Annotated in this window: 19 protein-coding genes and 1 riboswitch; of the genes, 4 read left to right on the top strand and 15 right to left on the bottom strand. The window is 64.7% G+C overall.

Annotated features, from left to right (window positions below):
- Window positions 1-14 precede the first annotated feature (14 nt).
- The 13 genes from groL to V6M39_RS14285 form a co-directional block, all read right to left on the bottom strand.
- Window positions 15-1,646 (bottom strand): chaperonin GroEL, encoded by a 1,632-nt coding sequence (groL, locus tag V6M39_RS14345; RefSeq protein ID WP_332644494.1) that lies wholly within the window; start codon window positions 1,644-1,646, stop codon window positions 15-17.
- 162 nt (window positions 1,647-1,808) lie between these two features.
- Entirely contained in the window at window positions 1,809-2,378 is a 570-nt protein-coding gene (locus V6M39_RS14340) for a dihydrofolate reductase family protein (protein WP_332644493.1), read from the bottom strand.
- A gap of 30 nt (window positions 2,379-2,408) precedes the next feature.
- Window positions 2,409-3,671, bottom strand: a complete 1,263-nt coding sequence (locus tag V6M39_RS14335) for a hypothetical protein (protein WP_332644492.1) — start codon at window positions 3,669-3,671, stop codon at window positions 2,409-2,411.
- On the bottom strand, window positions 3,668-3,931 hold the full coding sequence (locus tag V6M39_RS14330; protein ID WP_332644491.1) for a hypothetical protein: 264 nt from the start codon (window positions 3,929-3,931) through the stop codon (window positions 3,668-3,670). The genes V6M39_RS14335 and V6M39_RS14330 overlap by 4 nt, the downstream gene beginning before the upstream one ends.
- A 140-nt stretch (window positions 3,932-4,071) precedes the next feature.
- Window positions 4,072-4,284 (bottom strand): hypothetical protein, encoded by a 213-nt coding sequence (locus V6M39_RS14325; RefSeq protein WP_332644490.1) that lies wholly within the window; start codon window positions 4,282-4,284, stop codon window positions 4,072-4,074.
- Entirely contained in the window at window positions 4,281-6,098 is a 1,818-nt protein-coding gene (locus tag V6M39_RS14320) for a hypothetical protein (protein WP_332644489.1), read from the bottom strand. The genes V6M39_RS14325 and V6M39_RS14320 overlap by 4 nt, the downstream gene beginning before the upstream one ends.
- 109 nt (window positions 6,099-6,207) lie before the next feature.
- The gene (locus V6M39_RS14315; RefSeq protein WP_309967103.1) at window positions 6,208-6,408 is read right to left on the bottom strand and encodes a cold-shock protein; all 201 of its coding nucleotides are present in this window, start codon (window positions 6,406-6,408) and stop codon (window positions 6,208-6,210) included.
- A 70-nt stretch (window positions 6,409-6,478) separates the two neighbouring features.
- A complete protein-coding gene (locus V6M39_RS14310; RefSeq protein ID WP_332644488.1) occupies window positions 6,479-6,757 on the bottom strand; it encodes a ubiquitin-like small modifier protein 1 in 279 nt (92 codons plus the stop codon).
- Between the two features lie 33 nt (window positions 6,758-6,790).
- Window positions 6,791-8,068: a threonine synthase gene (gene thrC / locus V6M39_RS14305; protein ID WP_332644487.1), complete on the bottom strand. Its 1,278-nt coding sequence runs from the start codon at window positions 8,066-8,068 to the stop codon at window positions 6,791-6,793.
- Window positions 8,062-8,170, bottom strand: a riboswitch (SAM riboswitch). Its footprint overlaps the gene before it by 7 nt.
- A gap of 74 nt (window positions 8,171-8,244) precedes the next feature.
- Complete coding sequence (locus V6M39_RS14300) at window positions 8,245-8,691, bottom strand: hypothetical protein (RefSeq protein WP_332644486.1); 447 nt, start codon at window positions 8,689-8,691, stop codon at window positions 8,245-8,247.
- Window positions 8,681-9,469, bottom strand: coding sequence for a trehalose-phosphatase (gene otsB / locus V6M39_RS14295; RefSeq protein ID WP_332644485.1), 789 nt, complete (start codon window positions 9,467-9,469; stop codon window positions 8,681-8,683). Before otsB ends, V6M39_RS14300 begins: the two co-directional genes overlap by 11 nt.
- Window positions 9,470-9,476: 7 nt before the next feature.
- The gene (locus V6M39_RS14290; protein ID WP_332644484.1) at window positions 9,477-9,995 is read right to left on the bottom strand and encodes a LytR C-terminal domain-containing protein; all 519 of its coding nucleotides are present in this window, start codon (window positions 9,993-9,995) and stop codon (window positions 9,477-9,479) included.
- Window positions 9,996-10,006: 11 nt separating this feature from the next.
- Window positions 10,007-10,303, bottom strand: coding sequence for a DUF3263 domain-containing protein (locus V6M39_RS14285; RefSeq protein ID WP_332644483.1), 297 nt, complete (start codon window positions 10,301-10,303; stop codon window positions 10,007-10,009).
- Between the two features lie 53 nt (window positions 10,304-10,356).
- On the opposite strand from V6M39_RS14285, the gene V6M39_RS14280 reads away from it, so the two are divergent.
- From V6M39_RS14280 to V6M39_RS14270, 3 genes are all read left to right on the top strand, one after another.
- Complete coding sequence (locus tag V6M39_RS14280) at window positions 10,357-11,337, top strand: Gfo/Idh/MocA family protein (protein WP_332644482.1); 981 nt, start codon at window positions 10,357-10,359, stop codon at window positions 11,335-11,337.
- Between the two features lie 23 nt (window positions 11,338-11,360).
- Entirely contained in the window at window positions 11,361-12,788 is a 1,428-nt protein-coding gene (locus V6M39_RS14275; RefSeq protein ID WP_332644481.1) for an alpha,alpha-trehalose-phosphate synthase (UDP-forming), read from the top strand.
- A 187-nt stretch (window positions 12,789-12,975) separates the two neighbouring features.
- Window positions 12,976-13,569 (top strand): GNAT family N-acetyltransferase, encoded by a 594-nt coding sequence (locus V6M39_RS14270; RefSeq protein ID WP_332644480.1) that lies wholly within the window; start codon window positions 12,976-12,978, stop codon window positions 13,567-13,569.
- Here V6M39_RS14270 and V6M39_RS14265 read toward each other — a convergent pair.
- The gene (locus V6M39_RS14265) at window positions 13,566-14,033 is read right to left on the bottom strand and encodes an Lrp/AsnC family transcriptional regulator (protein ID WP_332644479.1); all 468 of its coding nucleotides are present in this window, start codon (window positions 14,031-14,033) and stop codon (window positions 13,566-13,568) included. The two genes, V6M39_RS14270 and V6M39_RS14265, sit on opposite strands and share 4 nt — an antisense overlap.
- Window positions 14,034-14,166: 133 nt before the next feature.
- Here V6M39_RS14265 and ald point away from each other — a divergent pair, with 133 nt between their 5' ends.
- A complete protein-coding gene (gene ald / locus V6M39_RS14260) occupies window positions 14,167-15,276 on the top strand; it encodes an alanine dehydrogenase (RefSeq protein ID WP_332644478.1) in 1,110 nt (369 codons plus the stop codon).
- Here the strand turns inward: ald and V6M39_RS14255 are convergent.
- The coding region (locus tag V6M39_RS14255) for an MFS transporter (RefSeq protein ID WP_332644477.1) at window positions 15,273-16,482 on the bottom strand (1,210 nt) is incomplete at its 5' end. The genes ald and V6M39_RS14255 overlap by 4 nt on opposite strands.

Raw genomic sequence — 16,482 nt, 5'->3', positions numbered from 1 at the left:
GATTTGCTGAGTTCCTAGAACCCCATACCGCCCATGTCGCCCATGTCGGGGGCGCCACCGCCAGCCGGAGCAGGCTCCGGCTTGTCGGCGACAACTGCCTCCGTGGTGAGGAACAGTGCGGCGATCGAGGCTGCGTTCTGCAGCGCCGAACGGGTGACCTTGGCGGGATCGATGATGCCGGCCTTGATCATGTCGACGTACTCACCAGTGGCCGCGTTGAGTCCGTGGCCCTGCTTGAGTCCGGCAACCTTCTCGGCGACAACTCCACCTTCGAGACCCGCGTTGATCGCGATCTGCTTGAGCGGAGCCGAAGCGGCGACGCGCACGATGTTGGCGCCAGTCGCTTCGTCACCCTCGAGGGTGAGCTTCTCGAACACAGCGGCAGTTGCCTGTACGAGTGCGACGCCACCACCGGCGACGATGCCCTCTTCGACAGCAGCCTTCGCGTTGCGGACGGCGTCCTCAATGCGGTGCTTGCGCTCCTTGAGCTCGACCTCGGTTGCCGCGCCGACCTTGATGACGGCGACGCCGCCGGCCAGCTTGGCGAGACGCTCCTGGAGCTTCTCCTTGTCGTAGTCGGAGTCGCTGTTCTCGATCTCTGACTTGATCTGCGCAACGCGGCCCTGGATCTGCTCCTCGGAACCGGCGCCTTCGACGATCGTGGTCTCGTCCTTGGTCGTGACGACCTTGCGAGCCGTGCCGAGCAGCGTCAGGTCGGCGGTCTCAAGCTTGAGTCCGACTTCCTCGCTGATGACCTCTCCACCCGTGAGGATGGCGATGTCGGCCAGCATGGCCTTGCGACGGTCACCGAAGCCGGGAGCCTTGATGGCAACCGACTTGAACGTGCCACGCATCTTGTTGACGATCAGGGTCGCGAGAGCCTCGCCCTCGACGTCCTCGGCGATGATGACGAGGGGCTTGCCCGACGCCATGACCTTCTCGAGGATCGGGACCATGTCCTTGACCGTGCTGATCTTGCCGTTGTAGATGAGGACGTACGGGTCCTCGAGCACAGTCTCCATACGCTCGGGGTCCGTCACGAAGTAGCCCGACAGGTGACCCTTGTCGAAGCGCATGCCCTCGGTCAGCTCCAGGTCGATGCCAAACGTGTTGGACTCCTCGACCGTGATGACGCCTTCCTTGCCGACCTTGTCCATGGCCTCGGCGATGATCTCGCCGACCGTGGTGTCCGCAGCGGAGATCGAGGCGGTGGCAGCGATCTGCTCCTTGGTCTCGACATCCTTGGCCATACCGAGCAGCTGGGCGCTGATGGCTTCAACAGCGGCCTCGATGCCCTTCTTGAGGCCCATCGGGTTGGCGCCGGCTGCGACGTTGCGCAGACCTTCGCGTACGAGTGCCTGGGCGAGAACGGTTGCCGTGGTGGTGCCGTCGCCTGCGACGTCGTCAGTCTTCTTGGCGACTTCCTTGACGAGCTCGGCGCCGATCTTCTCGAACGGGTCCTCCAGCTCGATCTCCTTGGCGATGCTCACACCGTCGTTGGTGATCGTGGGGGCTCCCCACTTCTTCTCCAGGACGACGTTGCGTCCCTTGGGACCGAGGGTGACCTTGACGGCGTCAGCGAGCTGGTTCATACCGCGCTCGAGGCCGCGACGGGCTTCCTCGTTGAAAGCAATGGTTTTTGCCATGTGTACGTTTCTCCGAATGGTTGTCCACGTGGGGGTCAGGCGATGCCCGCGACGGACGGCAGCGACGTTTGGCGAACCCTTCTCGCCTTGGTGCACAGCCTCATCGGTCTGACCTGTGTATCTAGCACTCTCATCATACGAGTGCTAATCAATGGTGCGCAATCAGGTAGCGGGTAGTTCGCCGACGGCGTACACGAGCTCGGCGAACTGGCCGCTCTGCTTCACGCTCTCCAGCGTCAGTCGATCGGACCGGATGTCTCGCGGAAGCAGGGGTGCCCCGGCACCAAGCGTCACCGGGGCAACGGTCGCGATGATCTTGTCGAGCAGTCCAACGTCTGCGAACTGGCCAACCAGATCACCGCCACCCATCAGCCAGATGTCCTTGTCCCCCGCGGCGGCGACCATCTCCGCGTGCACCGCGGCGACCGGTGCCTGGGTGAACTGGATATTGGCGCCTTCAACGACTGGGAGGTCGCGATGGGTGAACACCCACGTGGGCTTGTCGCCGTACCACTCAGTCCACCTGGCGGGGTTGTCGAGCAGCGACTCATGATCGACGACCCATTCGTACGTCGTGGAGCCCATCGCCATCGGTCCGACGCCCGCCATGAAGTCCGGGATCGAGCTCTCCGCATCATCTGCGCCAGGGACCTCGAACAGCCACGAGAGGGAGTTGTCAGATGTCGCAAGGAAGCCGTCGAGCGTTGTCGCGGTGAAGTAGATGGTCGCCATGACGCCACGCTACGACTGGAGGCTGACAGCTCACGCGGAAAACAGCAGGAACAAGCCGGTGAACGTGTAGGCGACCATCAACACGAGCAGAGCAAGCTGTCCGGACAGACGATGCGCCTTGGGAAGAAGTGCGATCGCGCGATCGTGAGCCGCGATCACCGCGAGCACGTGGCCGGTCACGACGGCGCCCACCTTGAGGAAGGCGAGCAGATCGACATGCTCCGACAGGAAGTACGCCGTTGCAGGATCCCCGAGCGGCTGCCAGCCGCGGCCCAGCGGATCCAGCATCGCAAGGAACGCCGACTGACCCTTCTCGAGAAGATATGTCGCGTAGTGGGCGGCGATGTACCCGACGACGATCGGCACCAGCGTGTGAGCGAGCAGCCCCGGCAGGAGACGTCGCCGCTCGGGGGTCAGACCACCACTCGCGCAGGTCGCCAGGGTGAAGAGGATGCCGACGAGAGCGCAGAAACCCACCAGCGTTGCCGATCGCTCCAGGCCTGTCGGCATCCTGCTCTGCCAGAACGAGGAAGAGGAGAAGCTGTCGTACGCGGTAGATCCGAGCAGCGTCGCGAGCACTGCAACGAGTCCGGGCGCGACCGGAACAGTCGGGAGCGTACGTAGCGGGTTGTGCAACGCGAAGCGGCCTTCGCGTACGAACGGCGACAACTTGGACACGACCGCGCTGTAGACGTCGAAGGGATCGGCGCGGTCGAACCACGTCGCGCCGAACACCCATCCGCCGATCAGCATTGCCGCGATGTAGCCGGCAACCCAGATGCGTACCGAGCTGATATTAGTGGGATCGGGCGAGGCCAGCTCAAGCCAGGCGAACGCCATCAGGCTGGCCGCTGCTGGCCAATATCCGAGCTTCGCTGGATACGTACGGCGCCCTTCTCCAAGCCAACCCTGGATCGTGCGCCACGGCGACAAGTCGCGCCAGACGTGGCCGAACAGCAGCGCGAGCGGCACCAAACCGACCCAGGTGAGGATGTAGAGCCACCCCAAAGCGGCGTTGGTCTCGTCAGAGGGACCGCCGAACAGAGCAAGCAGGAACCACGCCGTCAACGCCAGTCCGAGGACTGCGAGCCACGCGCGTCGCGCGGGCGGCTCACCCGCCTGCGGATCTACGTCCGGCGTCGTGAAGCGGGGCTGCTTCCACTGGACGACGAGCATCGCAAACGACAGGGCGAGCGCCCAGGAGGCGCCGACCATGGCAAACATCAGCGGGATCGGCAGGTCGGTGGCACCGCCACCGATACCGTGCTGCGCCAGCCCAGAGCTAAGGATCACGGCCGAGCGACGAGCTCCACGATCGTCACCCCGAGCTCGTGCGCCTCGACGGCGACCTGACCGGGCGTCTTGATCGTGAAGGTGAACGTCTTGTCGTCACCGGCAGCCACTTCGTACTCGTGCTCGGGATCAGTATGGACGTGAATCTCTTCGGCGACGTCGCTGATGACGTGCAGGGTGACCGGCTCACCGACATTCACGTCGATCTTGTCGTCGCGGGGAACGACCTCGCCGTTGACGAACTCGATCTCGACAGTCACACCTTTTGGCACCTCAGTCGTCGCGCTGGGCGTCGGTTCGGTTGCCGAAGGGGTCCCAGTGGCCTCGCTTGGAGGCTCGCTCTCACTCCCGCAACCGGCCAGGACCACAACCAGCAACAAGGCGGCAGCGGCACGGATCTTCATTCGTTCCCTTCAGGTTCAGGCTCAAAGGCACGCTCGATGAGCTCTCGCTCTTCGCGCTCGTCCGCTCGGTCCTTGCGGGCTATGTAGAGCACAACTCCCACCACCACGACGGCTGGGATGATCGCGGGGATCGCCAGCAGTGCGACGTGGTGGGCCAGCAGTACCTCGCCGGCAGGCGAAGAAGCCCACTCTGCGCCGGCTGGAGTCATGACGTCAGCGTAGGCGTACGGTCGTTCGCTGCCTCGTGCTCCTCGATCTTTCGAGCGACACGCGAGACCGCAATGCTGATGCCGAGGATGATGCCGAGGCTGCAGAACAGCACGACTCCGTTGGCGATGGCCCATACGACCGGTGACGTGTCACCCTCCCGCTCGCGCTGCAGGATGTCGATCTCCGGCACGAAGTCGCGGGTGAACGAGGCCTCAGCCGGGAGCTCCTCCGCGTTCAACGGCGCATCGGCAGGCAGGAAGATCGGTACGGCTGCGAGCATTCGGCCGTCCTGGACACGCAACAGCGTCTTCCAGTTTCCGCCCACTGGCACAGGCTTGGTCGATTCCCAGGTGTTCTCACCGGTACGGCGCAGCTGGTCCGAAACGATGCCGCCACCCTGCCAGGCCGTGATCTGGACCCAGGTCGGGTCCTCGTCTACCAGCGTGGACGGGTCGATCGTGACCTGGGCGGTCACCTCACGATCGTCAGGCGTGCCAACCTCGGTGAGGGTGAAGTCGGCCGAAGCGTTCTTGGGAACGGTGGCGTTGAGTCCGTTGGCCACGGCCAGGCCGGTGACGAGCACGGAGCCGACGATGATCGTCCGCGCGACCTTCTTGGCGGGCAGCTTGCCCTGGAGGCCGAGCGCGAACAGCGCACCGCAGAGTCCGGATGCGATCGCAACCGGTACGGCCATCGCGAGGCCCTCGGCCCACATGTCCTGCGTCCACGGGAAGGCGAAGACGCGGTCATTCCAGAACTTCTCGATACCGAGGCCGACCGTGCCGATGAGCAAGCCACCAACGGCGCCGAACCACAACGGCTTCTCCTTGAGCTTCGTGAACGCGAGCAGCTCGATCAGGATCGCGCTGCCGAGGTAGAGCGGGAACACGTGGTGCGCCTCGCCCATCACGTCGGTGACGAGGAACGACACGATGCCGCGCATCAGCAGGAAGAACACGGCTGCGGCGATCGCGGCCCCGGGGCCGACGTACAGGCGAGCGGCAACCAGCGGGATGCCGGCCGCGGCGACGATCATCAACGGTGCGAACACCATGCGGAACTGGGCGATACCGAAGTCGAACTCACCCTGGAACACTGACAGGCCGATCAGCAGCGAGCCGAAGGCGACGGAGACGAGAATCGTGGAGAGCCACGTGGGGAGGGCCTTGCCCTTCTGCGCCATGGCGACTTCTGCCTCACGGTGGAGCAGGATGATGCCGGCAGTCGAGAGTCCCGCGCCGCCGATCAGCATCAGGTGCGTCGGACCCCACAGCGTCACGTCCTGGCCGAACAGGCGGTGCCAGACGTCATCGAGCGGGAACCCGATGAGCGCGTACAGACCGCAGGCGGCGATGAAGATGCCGCTGACCGGGGCGTACCAGGTGCGGGTGATCTTGACCGCGGCGACGCCGGGCTTCTCACCGTCACGGGGGAACACGACGGCAGACATGCCGGCGATGAAGAGTGCGAAGAGTCCGTAGAGGATCAGGTAGTGGGCCGGGTTGGCGAGGGGGCCGGCGTCGCGGCCGCGGCCAGCGTGGAGGCTGACGTCCCACATGAAGCCGAGCAGTGCGACGATCAGCGAGCTGCCGACGAAGAACGTCGGGATGGTCGACCAGCCGGGCTCGCCGTGGCGAGCTCCGAGGCGGTCACCGAGCTTCTGGAACCAGTCGATGCGGTGGGTGCGGTGTGCCCAGGCAATGGCGAGCAGGACCAGCGTGACGAGGCCGGCAGCGATGGAAAGGCCGATGACCTGACCCAGCTCGGCGCCGCCTACGGGAGCGGTGATGGGCTCGGAAGCATGAGGAAACATACCGAGAGTATGCGCACAGGTTATGTGACATTGCAAGTGTCACATACGTCACGCGACCGTGTCTGAGCGCGAAAAAGCCCGGCCCGCAGGCCGAGCTTTTGCGCGGACGCTACTGTCCGAGGACTTCGTGGGCTTCTCGCCCCTTGGGCCCATCGACGATCTCGAACTCGACCTTCTGGCCGTCTTCGAGAGTCTTGTAGCCGTCGGATGCGATCTTGGACCAGTGGACGAAAACGTCGTCCTGGCCCTCGACCTCGATGAAGCCATAACCCTTGTCAGCGTTGAACCATTTGACGGTGCCCTGCACCATGCCGCCACTCCCACCTGATGCTTCGGAGGCCTATCTGCCGAGGCCTCGTCATGCGCAGAGCCTATACGGCTCAGGCGCCCCCGGCCACGGCGGGGATTATGGAAACTTGCGCGCCGTCAGGCGTCTTCGTGGCGAGTCCATCGGCAAAGCGCACGTCTTCCTCGGCGACGTAGATGTTGACGAAGCGGCGAAGCTTGCCGTCCTCGTCGACCACACGAGCCTTGATCCCGGGGAAGCTGCTCTCCAGCGAGTCGATGACTTCAGTCAACGTCGCCCCCTCAGCGGTGACCTGTGACTGGTCATCCGTGTAGGTGCGCAGGATCGTGGGGATTCGTACGTTGATGCTCACTGGTGCTCCTTGATGGTCTTAAGCGCTAGTTGGTCACGCGATGCCGGCGGCGACGAAGGCGTCGTACGTGGGCGCGATGGTGGCGGCGGGGCGGACAAGATCGGCGACGGCGTCGAGCGTCTTGAGTCCGTGTCCGGTGTTGATGACGACGGTCTCGAGCTCGGTGTCGAGCAAGCCGGTCTCGACGAGCTTCTTGAGCACGCCGACCGTGGTGCCACCGGCGGTCTCCGTGAAGATGCCCTCGGTACGGGCCAGCAGCACGATCGCGTCGCGCACTTCGTCATCGGTGATGTCAGCGACTGCTCCGCCGGTCTCGCGGCAGATGTCGAGCACGTAGATGCCGTCGGCCGGGTTGCCGATCGCGAGCGACTTGGCGATCGTGTCGGGCTTCTGCGGACGTACGACGTCCCAGCCCTCTCGGAACGCTTCCGACACAGGCGAGCAGCCGGTCGCCTGGGCGCCGAACACTTTGTAGGGCTTGTCCTCGACGAGGCCGAGCTTGATCAGCTCCTGGAATGCCTTGTGCACCTTGGTGAGCTGCGAGCCGGAAGCAACAGGAATGACGATCTGGTCAGGCAGGCGCCAGCCCAGCTGCTCGGCGATCTCGTAGCCGAGAGTCTTGGAGCCTTCGGCATAGAACGGACGGACGTTGACGTTGACGAACGCCCAGCCGTCTTCTTCACCGGCGATCTCGCTGGCCAGCTTGTTGACGTCGTCGTAGTTGCCGTCGACCGCGACGAGGTTCTCGGTGTAGACGGCCGAGTTGATGACCTTGGGCGTCTCAAGGTTGCTGGGAATGAAGACGACGGTCCTGATGCCCGCGCGCGCACCGGCTGCAGCAACGGCGTTGGCGAGGTTGCCGGTCGACGGGCAGGCGAACACCTTGCTGTTGAACTCTCGGGCTGCGCTCAGTGCGCACGCCACGACTCGGTCCTTGAAGGAGTTGGTCGGGTTGGTGCTGTCGTCCTTGACCCAGAGGTTCTTGAGGCCGAGCTCGGCGGCGAGATTGTTGGCCTTGAGCAGACGCGTGTAGCCGGGCTCGAGGTTGGGGCTGAGCTCGATGTCGTCGGGTACGGGGAGAAGTGCCTTGTAGCGCCAGATGTTGGCGGGGCCGGCTTCGATCTGCTCGCGGGTGATGGCCGGGAAGTCGTACTTGATCTCTAGCGGACCAAAACATTCGTGGCACGCGTAGTGCGGGCCGAGCTCTCGGGTGGTGCTGCACTCTCGGCACACCAGCTCGACGGCGTTGCCGAATGCTCCATCGCGGATGGTCTTCGCTTCTGCGGTGATGCTCACTTGCCCTCCAGTCATCTTTCCCGGTCTGATCGCCGGGACGGATTGAGCACCTGGTCCATCTTGGACTGGTTGCTGGGGTGTCGTCGGGCCGTGTCCCTGTACCCCTCTTGATGAGTGGTTAGAGCCTACGGTCGCGTCTCACGATGTGTCCACTCGGTCCGAATCCTGAGATGTGGCGTCTCAGTGAGCGGCTACCCGCGGCGGGAGAAGCGAGTCTTCGGCGGCGGGTAGTTGCCGTCCGCCAGGTTCGCGAGTCGTTCGAAGGGGTTGTACGACGAGTGGTCGCCGGCAATCGCGTACGAGATGCCAACGGACAAGAAGTAGAACGGCAGCATCACGACGCCGAACACGAACGCGTACTGCGTGCAGTGTCGGTCCTCGTGCTTGAGCAGCACCGGTCGGTCTGTGAAGTACTCGAGGTCGTTCTTGCTCGCGATGACGCTGCCGACCGTGAAGGCACTGGCGACGGGGAAGTTGAAGCGGTAGCCGGTCGCGAGGTACGTACCGCGTCCCCGCCTAGTGATCGTGGCGCCGCCGATCCTCGCAATGACGAATCCCAGCAGAGTGCTCAGGTTGATCCAGTTGAGAACCGTGCGCACCCGTGTCCAGAAGGTGTGGGGCAGCAGCTCAGAACTCATCTGCCAGCTCTCCAAGCCAGATGGCGATCTCGTCAGGTCCGTTCAGCACGACGTCCGCGCGCGACACAAGCGCATCCTGCTCCGTCGACGCCGAGCAGATCAAGAGCCCGTCCAGACCAGACCGCCGGAGCTCATCCACTGCATCGAATGCAGGAACGTCTCCGAGGTCGTCTCCGGCGAAGATCACATGCCGAGCATTCATCTCGTCGACCAGGCCCTTCAGAGCACTCCCCTTGTCGACGCCCGGCAGTCGCAGCTCGATGACCTGACGCCCCGGTTCGACGGCAAGATCTAGGTCAGCCGCGAGTTCGGACAGCGGCCCGGCGAGCGTGGCAAGCAGGTCAGGGGCAAGACCGCGGGTGTGTATCGCCACAGCGAGACCTTTGTCCTCCAGCCGTACGTTGTCGCCGCCGCGCTCGACGAGCCAACCTGGCAGCCGATCGAGCAGTCGGGCAATCGCCTCGGGACGCTCAAGCTGTGCGGGCACGCCATCGCCAGCTGTCCATCGCTCAGCTCCGTACTGGCCGAGGATGATCAGGCGGTCGAGTCCGGCGAATCCGTCGAAGCCTCCAAGTTCAAGCGCCTGATCGACTGGACGGCCGGTGATGATCGCGACCTGCCCCAGCACCCTGCCGAGTCGCCCGAGGGCTGCCACGGAACGTTCGTGCGCGTACGCCTGGGTCGGGTCGTCGACAATGTGCGCCAACGTCCCATCAAAGTCGAGTGCAAGAAGCGTCCCTGCAGGATCGTTGACCACAGCCTCGCGAAAGGTGGTCACCTGACCATCATTGCGGGCCGGACAAGATGATCGTCAGCCGGTCGGCACGCATGGGATCCACACGCGGCATGACGCGATCGATTCCGACGTCCTCGGCCAGCTGCTCGGCCTGATCCCGGAGACCTTCGGGGTAGTAGACCGTGTTCTGCCCGATCGATCCTTGCCAGTTGCCGACTCCGCCAACTGTCCAACCGGCGTCCTCGACCTTTGTGGCGAACGCACCTGCGGCGCCGGCAGTGCCGGTGTTGTTGAGCACCGAGACTGGCGTGTCACGTGCGACCGTCGGTTCAGGCTCCGGCTCGGTCTCAGTCGGGGTCGGCGTGGGCTCGGTGGTCTCAGTCGGCTCGGGTGCTGGCGTGGTGGCCGATGCGCTCGGAGGCGTGGCCGTGTCGTTGGAACCGTCGTCAGCGCCGATGAGCAGCCAACCCAATCCTCCGACCGCAGCAAGCACGGCGACGATCGTGAGGACGATGAACCAGCTGGATGGAACGTACGCGTTACGGCTCGGTGTTCTGCGGTGGTCCATGGGACGCACCGTCAGAGATCGATGCCCAGGCGCCGGGCAGATCGACTGCGCTGCCGGCCGGCCCGGAGCCGACGCAGGCGCTTGACCAGCAGCGGATCAAAGGCGAGAGCGTCCTCGCGGTCGATCAGCGCGTTGAGCACCTGGTAGTAGCGGGTCGCTGACATGTCGAACTTCTCGCGGATCGCCTGCTCCTTGGCACCGGCGTACTGCCACCAGAGACGCTCGAGCGCCAAGATCTCGCGGTCGCGGTCCGACAGCGACTCGGCAGCGCTTGTGCTGGCCGGGCTGGTCTTTTCCACTGCGCTCATGCTGTGCATCTTAGTCCACAAATCACACCGATGTCATTTGACATAGTGAAGTCATGTCGATCAATCCGCGCACCATCCGCTGGGGCATTCTTGCCACGGGACGCATAGCCGAGAATTTCGCCACCGACCTCGCACTCGTGGAAGGCAGCGAGCTGGTGGCCGTCGGCTCCCGGCGCCTCGACGCAGCCAACGAGTTCGCCGAGCGGTTCGGCGCCGCGCGCGCACACGGCTCATACGAGGAGCTCGCCGCCGACCCCGAGGTCGACGTCATCTACGTCGCGACCCCGCACAGCCGCCACCTCGATGACGTGATGACCTGCCTGGAGGGCGGCAAGCACGTGCTGTGCGAGAAGCCGCTGGCCATGAACGCTGCGGATGCCGAGACGATGATCGCCGAGGCACGATCGCGCGGACTGTTCTTTGCCGAAGCCATGTGGACGCGCACCAATCCCAACATCCGCAGGATGCTGCAGATGATCAGGGACGGAGTCATCGGCACACCGCTCCAGGTGCGCGCCGAGCTGGGTTATGCGGCCGAGGCCGAAAAGACCCGCATGTGGGATCCAGAGCTTGGGGCCAGCGCACTGCTCGACATGGGCATCTACCCACTGACCTTCGCGTTCCTCCTGCTCGGCGAGCCCGTCAGCATCGTCGCCGCGGGAGTGCTCTCCGACCAGGGCATCGACGTCAATGCCGGGGCGACTCTGACGTACGCGAACGGTGCTGTCGCCAACATCGCGTGGAACCAGGTCGCCTGGTCCGACAACCGAGGGACGATTGCAGGCGATGCCGGATTCGTCGAGATGACGTCACGCTTCCACGAGCCGACCGGCTTCTCGGTCACTCGCGGAGACCAGACGGAGACGTACGAGGAGCACGTCATCGGCCGCGGCTACTCGCACGAGATCATTGAGGTCGCCGACTGCCTGCGCGAAGGCCTCACCCAATCGGCGCTGCTGCCTCAGGACGAGTCACTCGCAATCATGAAGCAGCTCGACGAGATCTTGCGCCAGCTCGGCGTAACGCCGCGGTGACACAACACCGATAGGGTTCCCGTATGGCGTCTGGCCTCGCAGAGTTCGTGGTTATCGCCAATCGCCTGCCCGTGGACCGGATCACCGGTCCCGATGGAGAGACGACGTGGCGCAAGTCGCCCGGCGGACTGGTCACTGCCCTCGAGCCCGTCATCCGTCGCAACGGGGGCGCATGGATCGGCTGGCACGGCGCAGCCGGTGAAAAGCTCAAACCGTTCCATCACGATGGCATGAACCTCGTTCCCGTTCCGCTTTCGGAGGAAGAGGTCGAGGAGTACTACGAGGGCTTCTCCAATGCGACCCTCTGGCCGCTGTATCACGATGTTGTGGCGCCTCCGGAGTTCCACCGCGAGTGGTGGGACGCCTACGTACGGGTCAATCAGCGCTTCGCCCAGAAGGCCGCCAAGATCGCCAAGAAGAATGCCGTCGTCTGGGTGCAGGACTACCAGCTCCAGCTCGTACCGTCGATGCTCCGCGAGCTGCGCCCTGATCTGCGGATCGGCTTCTTCCTGCACATTCCATTCCCTCCGACGGAGCTGTTCCAGCAGCTCCCGTGGCGTCGGCAGATCCTCGAAGGACTGCTCGGTGCCGACCTCGTCGGCTTTCAGATGCCCGGCGCAGCGCAGAACTTCATCCGCCTGGTGCGCCAGCGTGTTGGGCACAAGACCCACCGCGACACCGTCTATCTGCCCGACGGTCGCACCGTGCTGGCGCAGGCCTATCCCATCTCGATCGACGCTGCTGGCTTCGAGGAGCTCGCCCGTACGCCCGCCGTCATCGCGCGAGCTGCAGAGATCCGCGAGAGCCTCGGCAATCCCAAGACGGTGCTCCTGGGCATCGACCGACTCGACTACACCAAGGGCCTGCGTCAGCGCCTCCGCGCGTTCGGCGAGCTCATCGCAGACGGCGCACTGGATGTCGACGACGCGGTCTTCATCCAGGTTGCAACGCCCTCACGCGAACGCGTCGGCCAGTACATCCTGTTGCGCGACGACATCAACCGCCTCGTCGGTCGCATCAATGGCGACGTCGGCCGCATCGGCCAGCAACCTGTCACCTACCTGCACGCGTCCTATCCACGCGAGGAGATGGCAGCGCTCTACCGCGCGGCTGACGTCATGGTCGTCACGCCCTTGCGCGACGGCATGAACCTTGTCGCCAAGGAGTACGTCGCCTGCCGCTACGACGAGAAGGGTGCGCTGGTGCTGAGTGAGTTCGCAGGTGCCGCGTCCGAGCTCAAGTCGGCCTATCAAGTCAATCCGCACGACATCAACGGCATGAAGCAGATGCTGTTGGCGGCGATCAACGCCGATCCGCGCGAGAACGCCCGCCGTATGAAAGCGATGCGCCGTCAGGTCATGGAAAACGACATCGATCTCTGGGCTGCCAACTTCCTGCGCGAGCTCAACGCCGTACGCGATCCGCACGCCAAGAACCCCCGCCCGGTTTAGACCAATCTCGCTGGTTGAGTAGGAGTCCGCCCGCTGGGGGTACCTCCCACGAGCCCAGCGAGTAGGGGGCCCGACGTATCGAACCCCGTGAGATCGCAAGGCTTGCTCGAGCATTTCGGCGTACGCGGTTTCGATACGCTCGTTCCTCGCTACTCAACCAACGAGATGGTGATCTAAGTTGAGCGACATGAGCCGGTGGGTCGAGACGCCCAATCTCATTGGGGACCATGTCCGGCTCGAACCGCTGCAGATGCATCACGCCGAAGGGCTGCTCGCCGCGTCCGACGATGACGAGGTCTTCACCTGGCAGCTGTTTCACCGGCCAACCACGCTCGCCAAGGCTGAGCAGCTGATCGACCTCTACCTCTCGCGGGCCAACACACTCTCCTGGGCGCAGATCGACCAGCGCAGCAACGAGGTCGCAGGACTGACGACGTACTACGACATCGATCCGGCACGACGAACCGTGGCCATCGGCGCAACCTGGCTGGGGCGACGGTTCTGGCGCACCGGCATCAACACCGAGGCCAAGCTGGTGCTCCTGCGCCGGGCCTTCGACGAGCTCGGGTGCGCTCGTGTCGTGTGGCACGTGGACATCAAGAACGAGCGATCGCAGGCAGCCGTGGAACGCATCGGAGGCGTACGCGAAGGCGTGTTGCGCAAGCACATCGTCCGGCGCGATGGATCTTGGCGCGACACCGTCCTCTACTCGATGATCGACGAGGAATGGCCCGCAGCCCGCGACACGCTGGAGCAGCGGCTGGCGGCACACGCGTCCTAGTCGGCGAGCTGGCCGCGCTTGTGCTGGAAGATCAGGTTGGTCTCCGTCAAGGCGACTTCGGGTGCGGCGCTGAGCTGGTCGACGACGAACGCCCGAAGGTCCTCGGAATCGCGAGCAGCGACGTGTACGTGGAAGTCGTCGGCGCCGGCGAGGAAGTAGACGTTGAGGACCTCGGGCATTGCTGCGAGCCGGTCGGAGAACTCGTTGATCGATCCTCTGGCGTCGGCCCGCAGGCGTACCGCGATCATCGCCTGGATCGGGCGGCCGAACCACGCTGGATCGACCTCGGCATGGAAACCGGCAATGACTCCGCGGTCGATCAGACTGCGCAATCGGACGAGACAGGTAGAGGCTGCAACGCCAACCTTTTCGGCCAAGGCGTTGTTGGCCAGGCGGCCCTCCGCACGCAGCGCTTCAACGATTCGAAAGTCAAGCTCATCGAGCTCTCGAACATCCTTCGGCATGCGCTCCCCCTGGTCGGCTGAATGCGTACGAATCACGTGTCAATGCCTAGTCTAGTGAATCTTCTTCGGTGAGTTGTACATCAAACCGCAGTTCCTTCACGATAGGAGTAACGAATCGTCCTGAGGAGCAACCATGTTGGTCGGAGTACCCCGCGAGATCAAGAACAACGAGTTCCGCGTCGCGATCACCCCGGCCGGTGTGCACGAGCTCACCCGCCGCGGCCACGACGTGGTCATCGAGAAGGACGCCGGTGTCGGATCTTCGATCACCGATGACGAGTTCGTCGCTGCCGGCGCGAAGATCCTCGCCACCGCCGACGAAGTGTGGGAGACCGCTGAGCTGGTGCTCAAGGTCAAGGAGCCCATCGCCGAGGAGTACGGGCGGATGCGCAAGGGCCAGACGCTCTTCACCTACCTCCACCTTGCGGCCAGTCGGGAGTGCACCGACGCACTGCTCTCGTCGGGCACGACGTCCATCGCGTACGAGACGGTGCAGCTCGCCGATGGCTCGCTGCCGTTGCTCGCTCCGATGTCAGAAGTCGCCGGCAAGCTCGCTCCGCAGGTCGGCTTCTATCACTTGATGCGTCGAGGCGGCGGCCGCGGCGTGCTCCCCGGCGGCGTCCCCGGCGTTCACCCGGCCAGTGTCGTCGTCATCGGTGCGGGCGTCTCGGGCGTCAACGCCGCGCAGGTCGCGCGCGGCATGGGTGCTCGCGTCGAGATCCTCGATCTCAACGTCGCGCGCCTGCGTCAGGTCGACGCGCAGTTCGGTGGCTCCGTCACCACGGTGACCTCCAACTCGTACGCGATCGAGAAGGCCGTACGCGAGGCCGACCTCGTGATCGGTGCCGTCCTCGTGCCCGGAGCCAAGGCTCCGACCCTCGTCAGCGACGACCTCGTTGCGACGATGCGCCCCGGCTCGGTTCTCGTCGACATCGCGATCGACCAGGGTGGCTGCTTCGAGAGCTCGCGCGCGACAACGCACGACGATCCGACGTTCAAGGTTCACGACTCGGTCTTCTACTGCGTGGCCAACATGCCTGGTGCCGTGCCGCACACCTCGACGTATGCGCTGACGAACGTGACGCTTCCGTACGCGGTCGCGCTCGCCGACAAGGGTTGGAAGCAGGCCGTCACCGACGACGCCGCGCTGGCAGGTGGCCTCAGCACCCACGAGGGCAAGCTCGTCAACGGCCCCGTTGGAGAGGCGCTCGACATCGAGGTCACTCCGCTCGCCGAGCTCTAGACGTTGACCGGTATCGCGTTGCGCAAAGCGCGGTTGGCCGTGACGGCCAGCAGCACCGCGAGCCCTGCAGCGCTGATCGTCACGGCAAACGCGGCCGTGTGCCCGTGGTCGTCCGCGAGTCGGCCGGCGATCGAGGCACCTGCGGCGTAGCCGATCCCGGTCGCTCCAGCGAGCAACGTCATCGCCGTACCAACCCGGTGCAGTGGCACAAGGATCCCGGCCAGCGCGAAGTTACTGATCATGTACGGCGCAACCGCAAAGCCGAGCAACGCAATCACTGCGATCAGCGAGGCAATCGAGTCGACGAGCAACAGCGGGGCTGACAGCGCCAGCAAGGCAAGGGCCGCGACGAGCATGCGCGTGGCATACAGGATGCGTTCCGGCAACGCGGTGATCGCAAGCCCGGCGATCACACTGCCTATGCCCAACGTGGCGTGGATGAGGCCCACCAGTCCGGCTTGGCCTTCTGCCTCGGCCAGCACGGTGCTGCCGGTCTGCAGACTGCCGAAGATGACTCCGATACTGAACTGGGCGACGACCAACACGAAGAATGCGATGGTCCACATCGCACCCGTCCCGCCACCGCCATGAGTCGTCTGTCGCGCCACGAGATCAGACGTCGGATGCAGGGCAAACCAGGTACCGAAGACACCGAGCAGGACTGCGGCTACGAGCATGGCGCCTGCCGGTTCGGCGAGGATCGCCAGGACGCCGATGAGGGCGGGCCCAAGAACGAAGGACGCCTCGTCAGCTGACCCCTCGTACGAGAACGCCGCGTCGACCAACCTGCGCTGATCGACCTCGTCGGACGTGATCGGCCGCCACCGTACCCGCGCCAACGGCCCGACCTGCGGGATCGCGAAACCGGTGATCGCGGCCATGGTGAGGATCGCCGGCATCGCCCCGAAGTCGTCGCTGGTGACCACGACGATCCCGGCCAGCCCCAACGCACCCGCGAGCGACTGAACAAGCACAACCGGGCGTTGACCGATCCGATCTGCCAAGGCTCCGGCGAGCGGTGACCCAATGGCGTTGGCGACGGCCAGCACACCCGCTGCGGCGCCGCCCTTGCCGTAACTGTCAGTCGCGGTGCTGACCAGGATCAGCGTGCCGATCTGGCTCATGGCAAGCGGGATCCGCCCGAGGAAGGCTACGACGATGTAGGCGGGCCCGACGATGCGCAACAGTGCGCGGTAGGAGGCAATG

The organism is Aeromicrobium sp. (assembly GCF_036675695.1).
GTDB lineage: Bacteria > Actinomycetota > Actinomycetes > Propionibacteriales > Nocardioidaceae > Aeromicrobium.
This window is presented reverse-complemented; position numbering and strand designations above follow the sequence as displayed.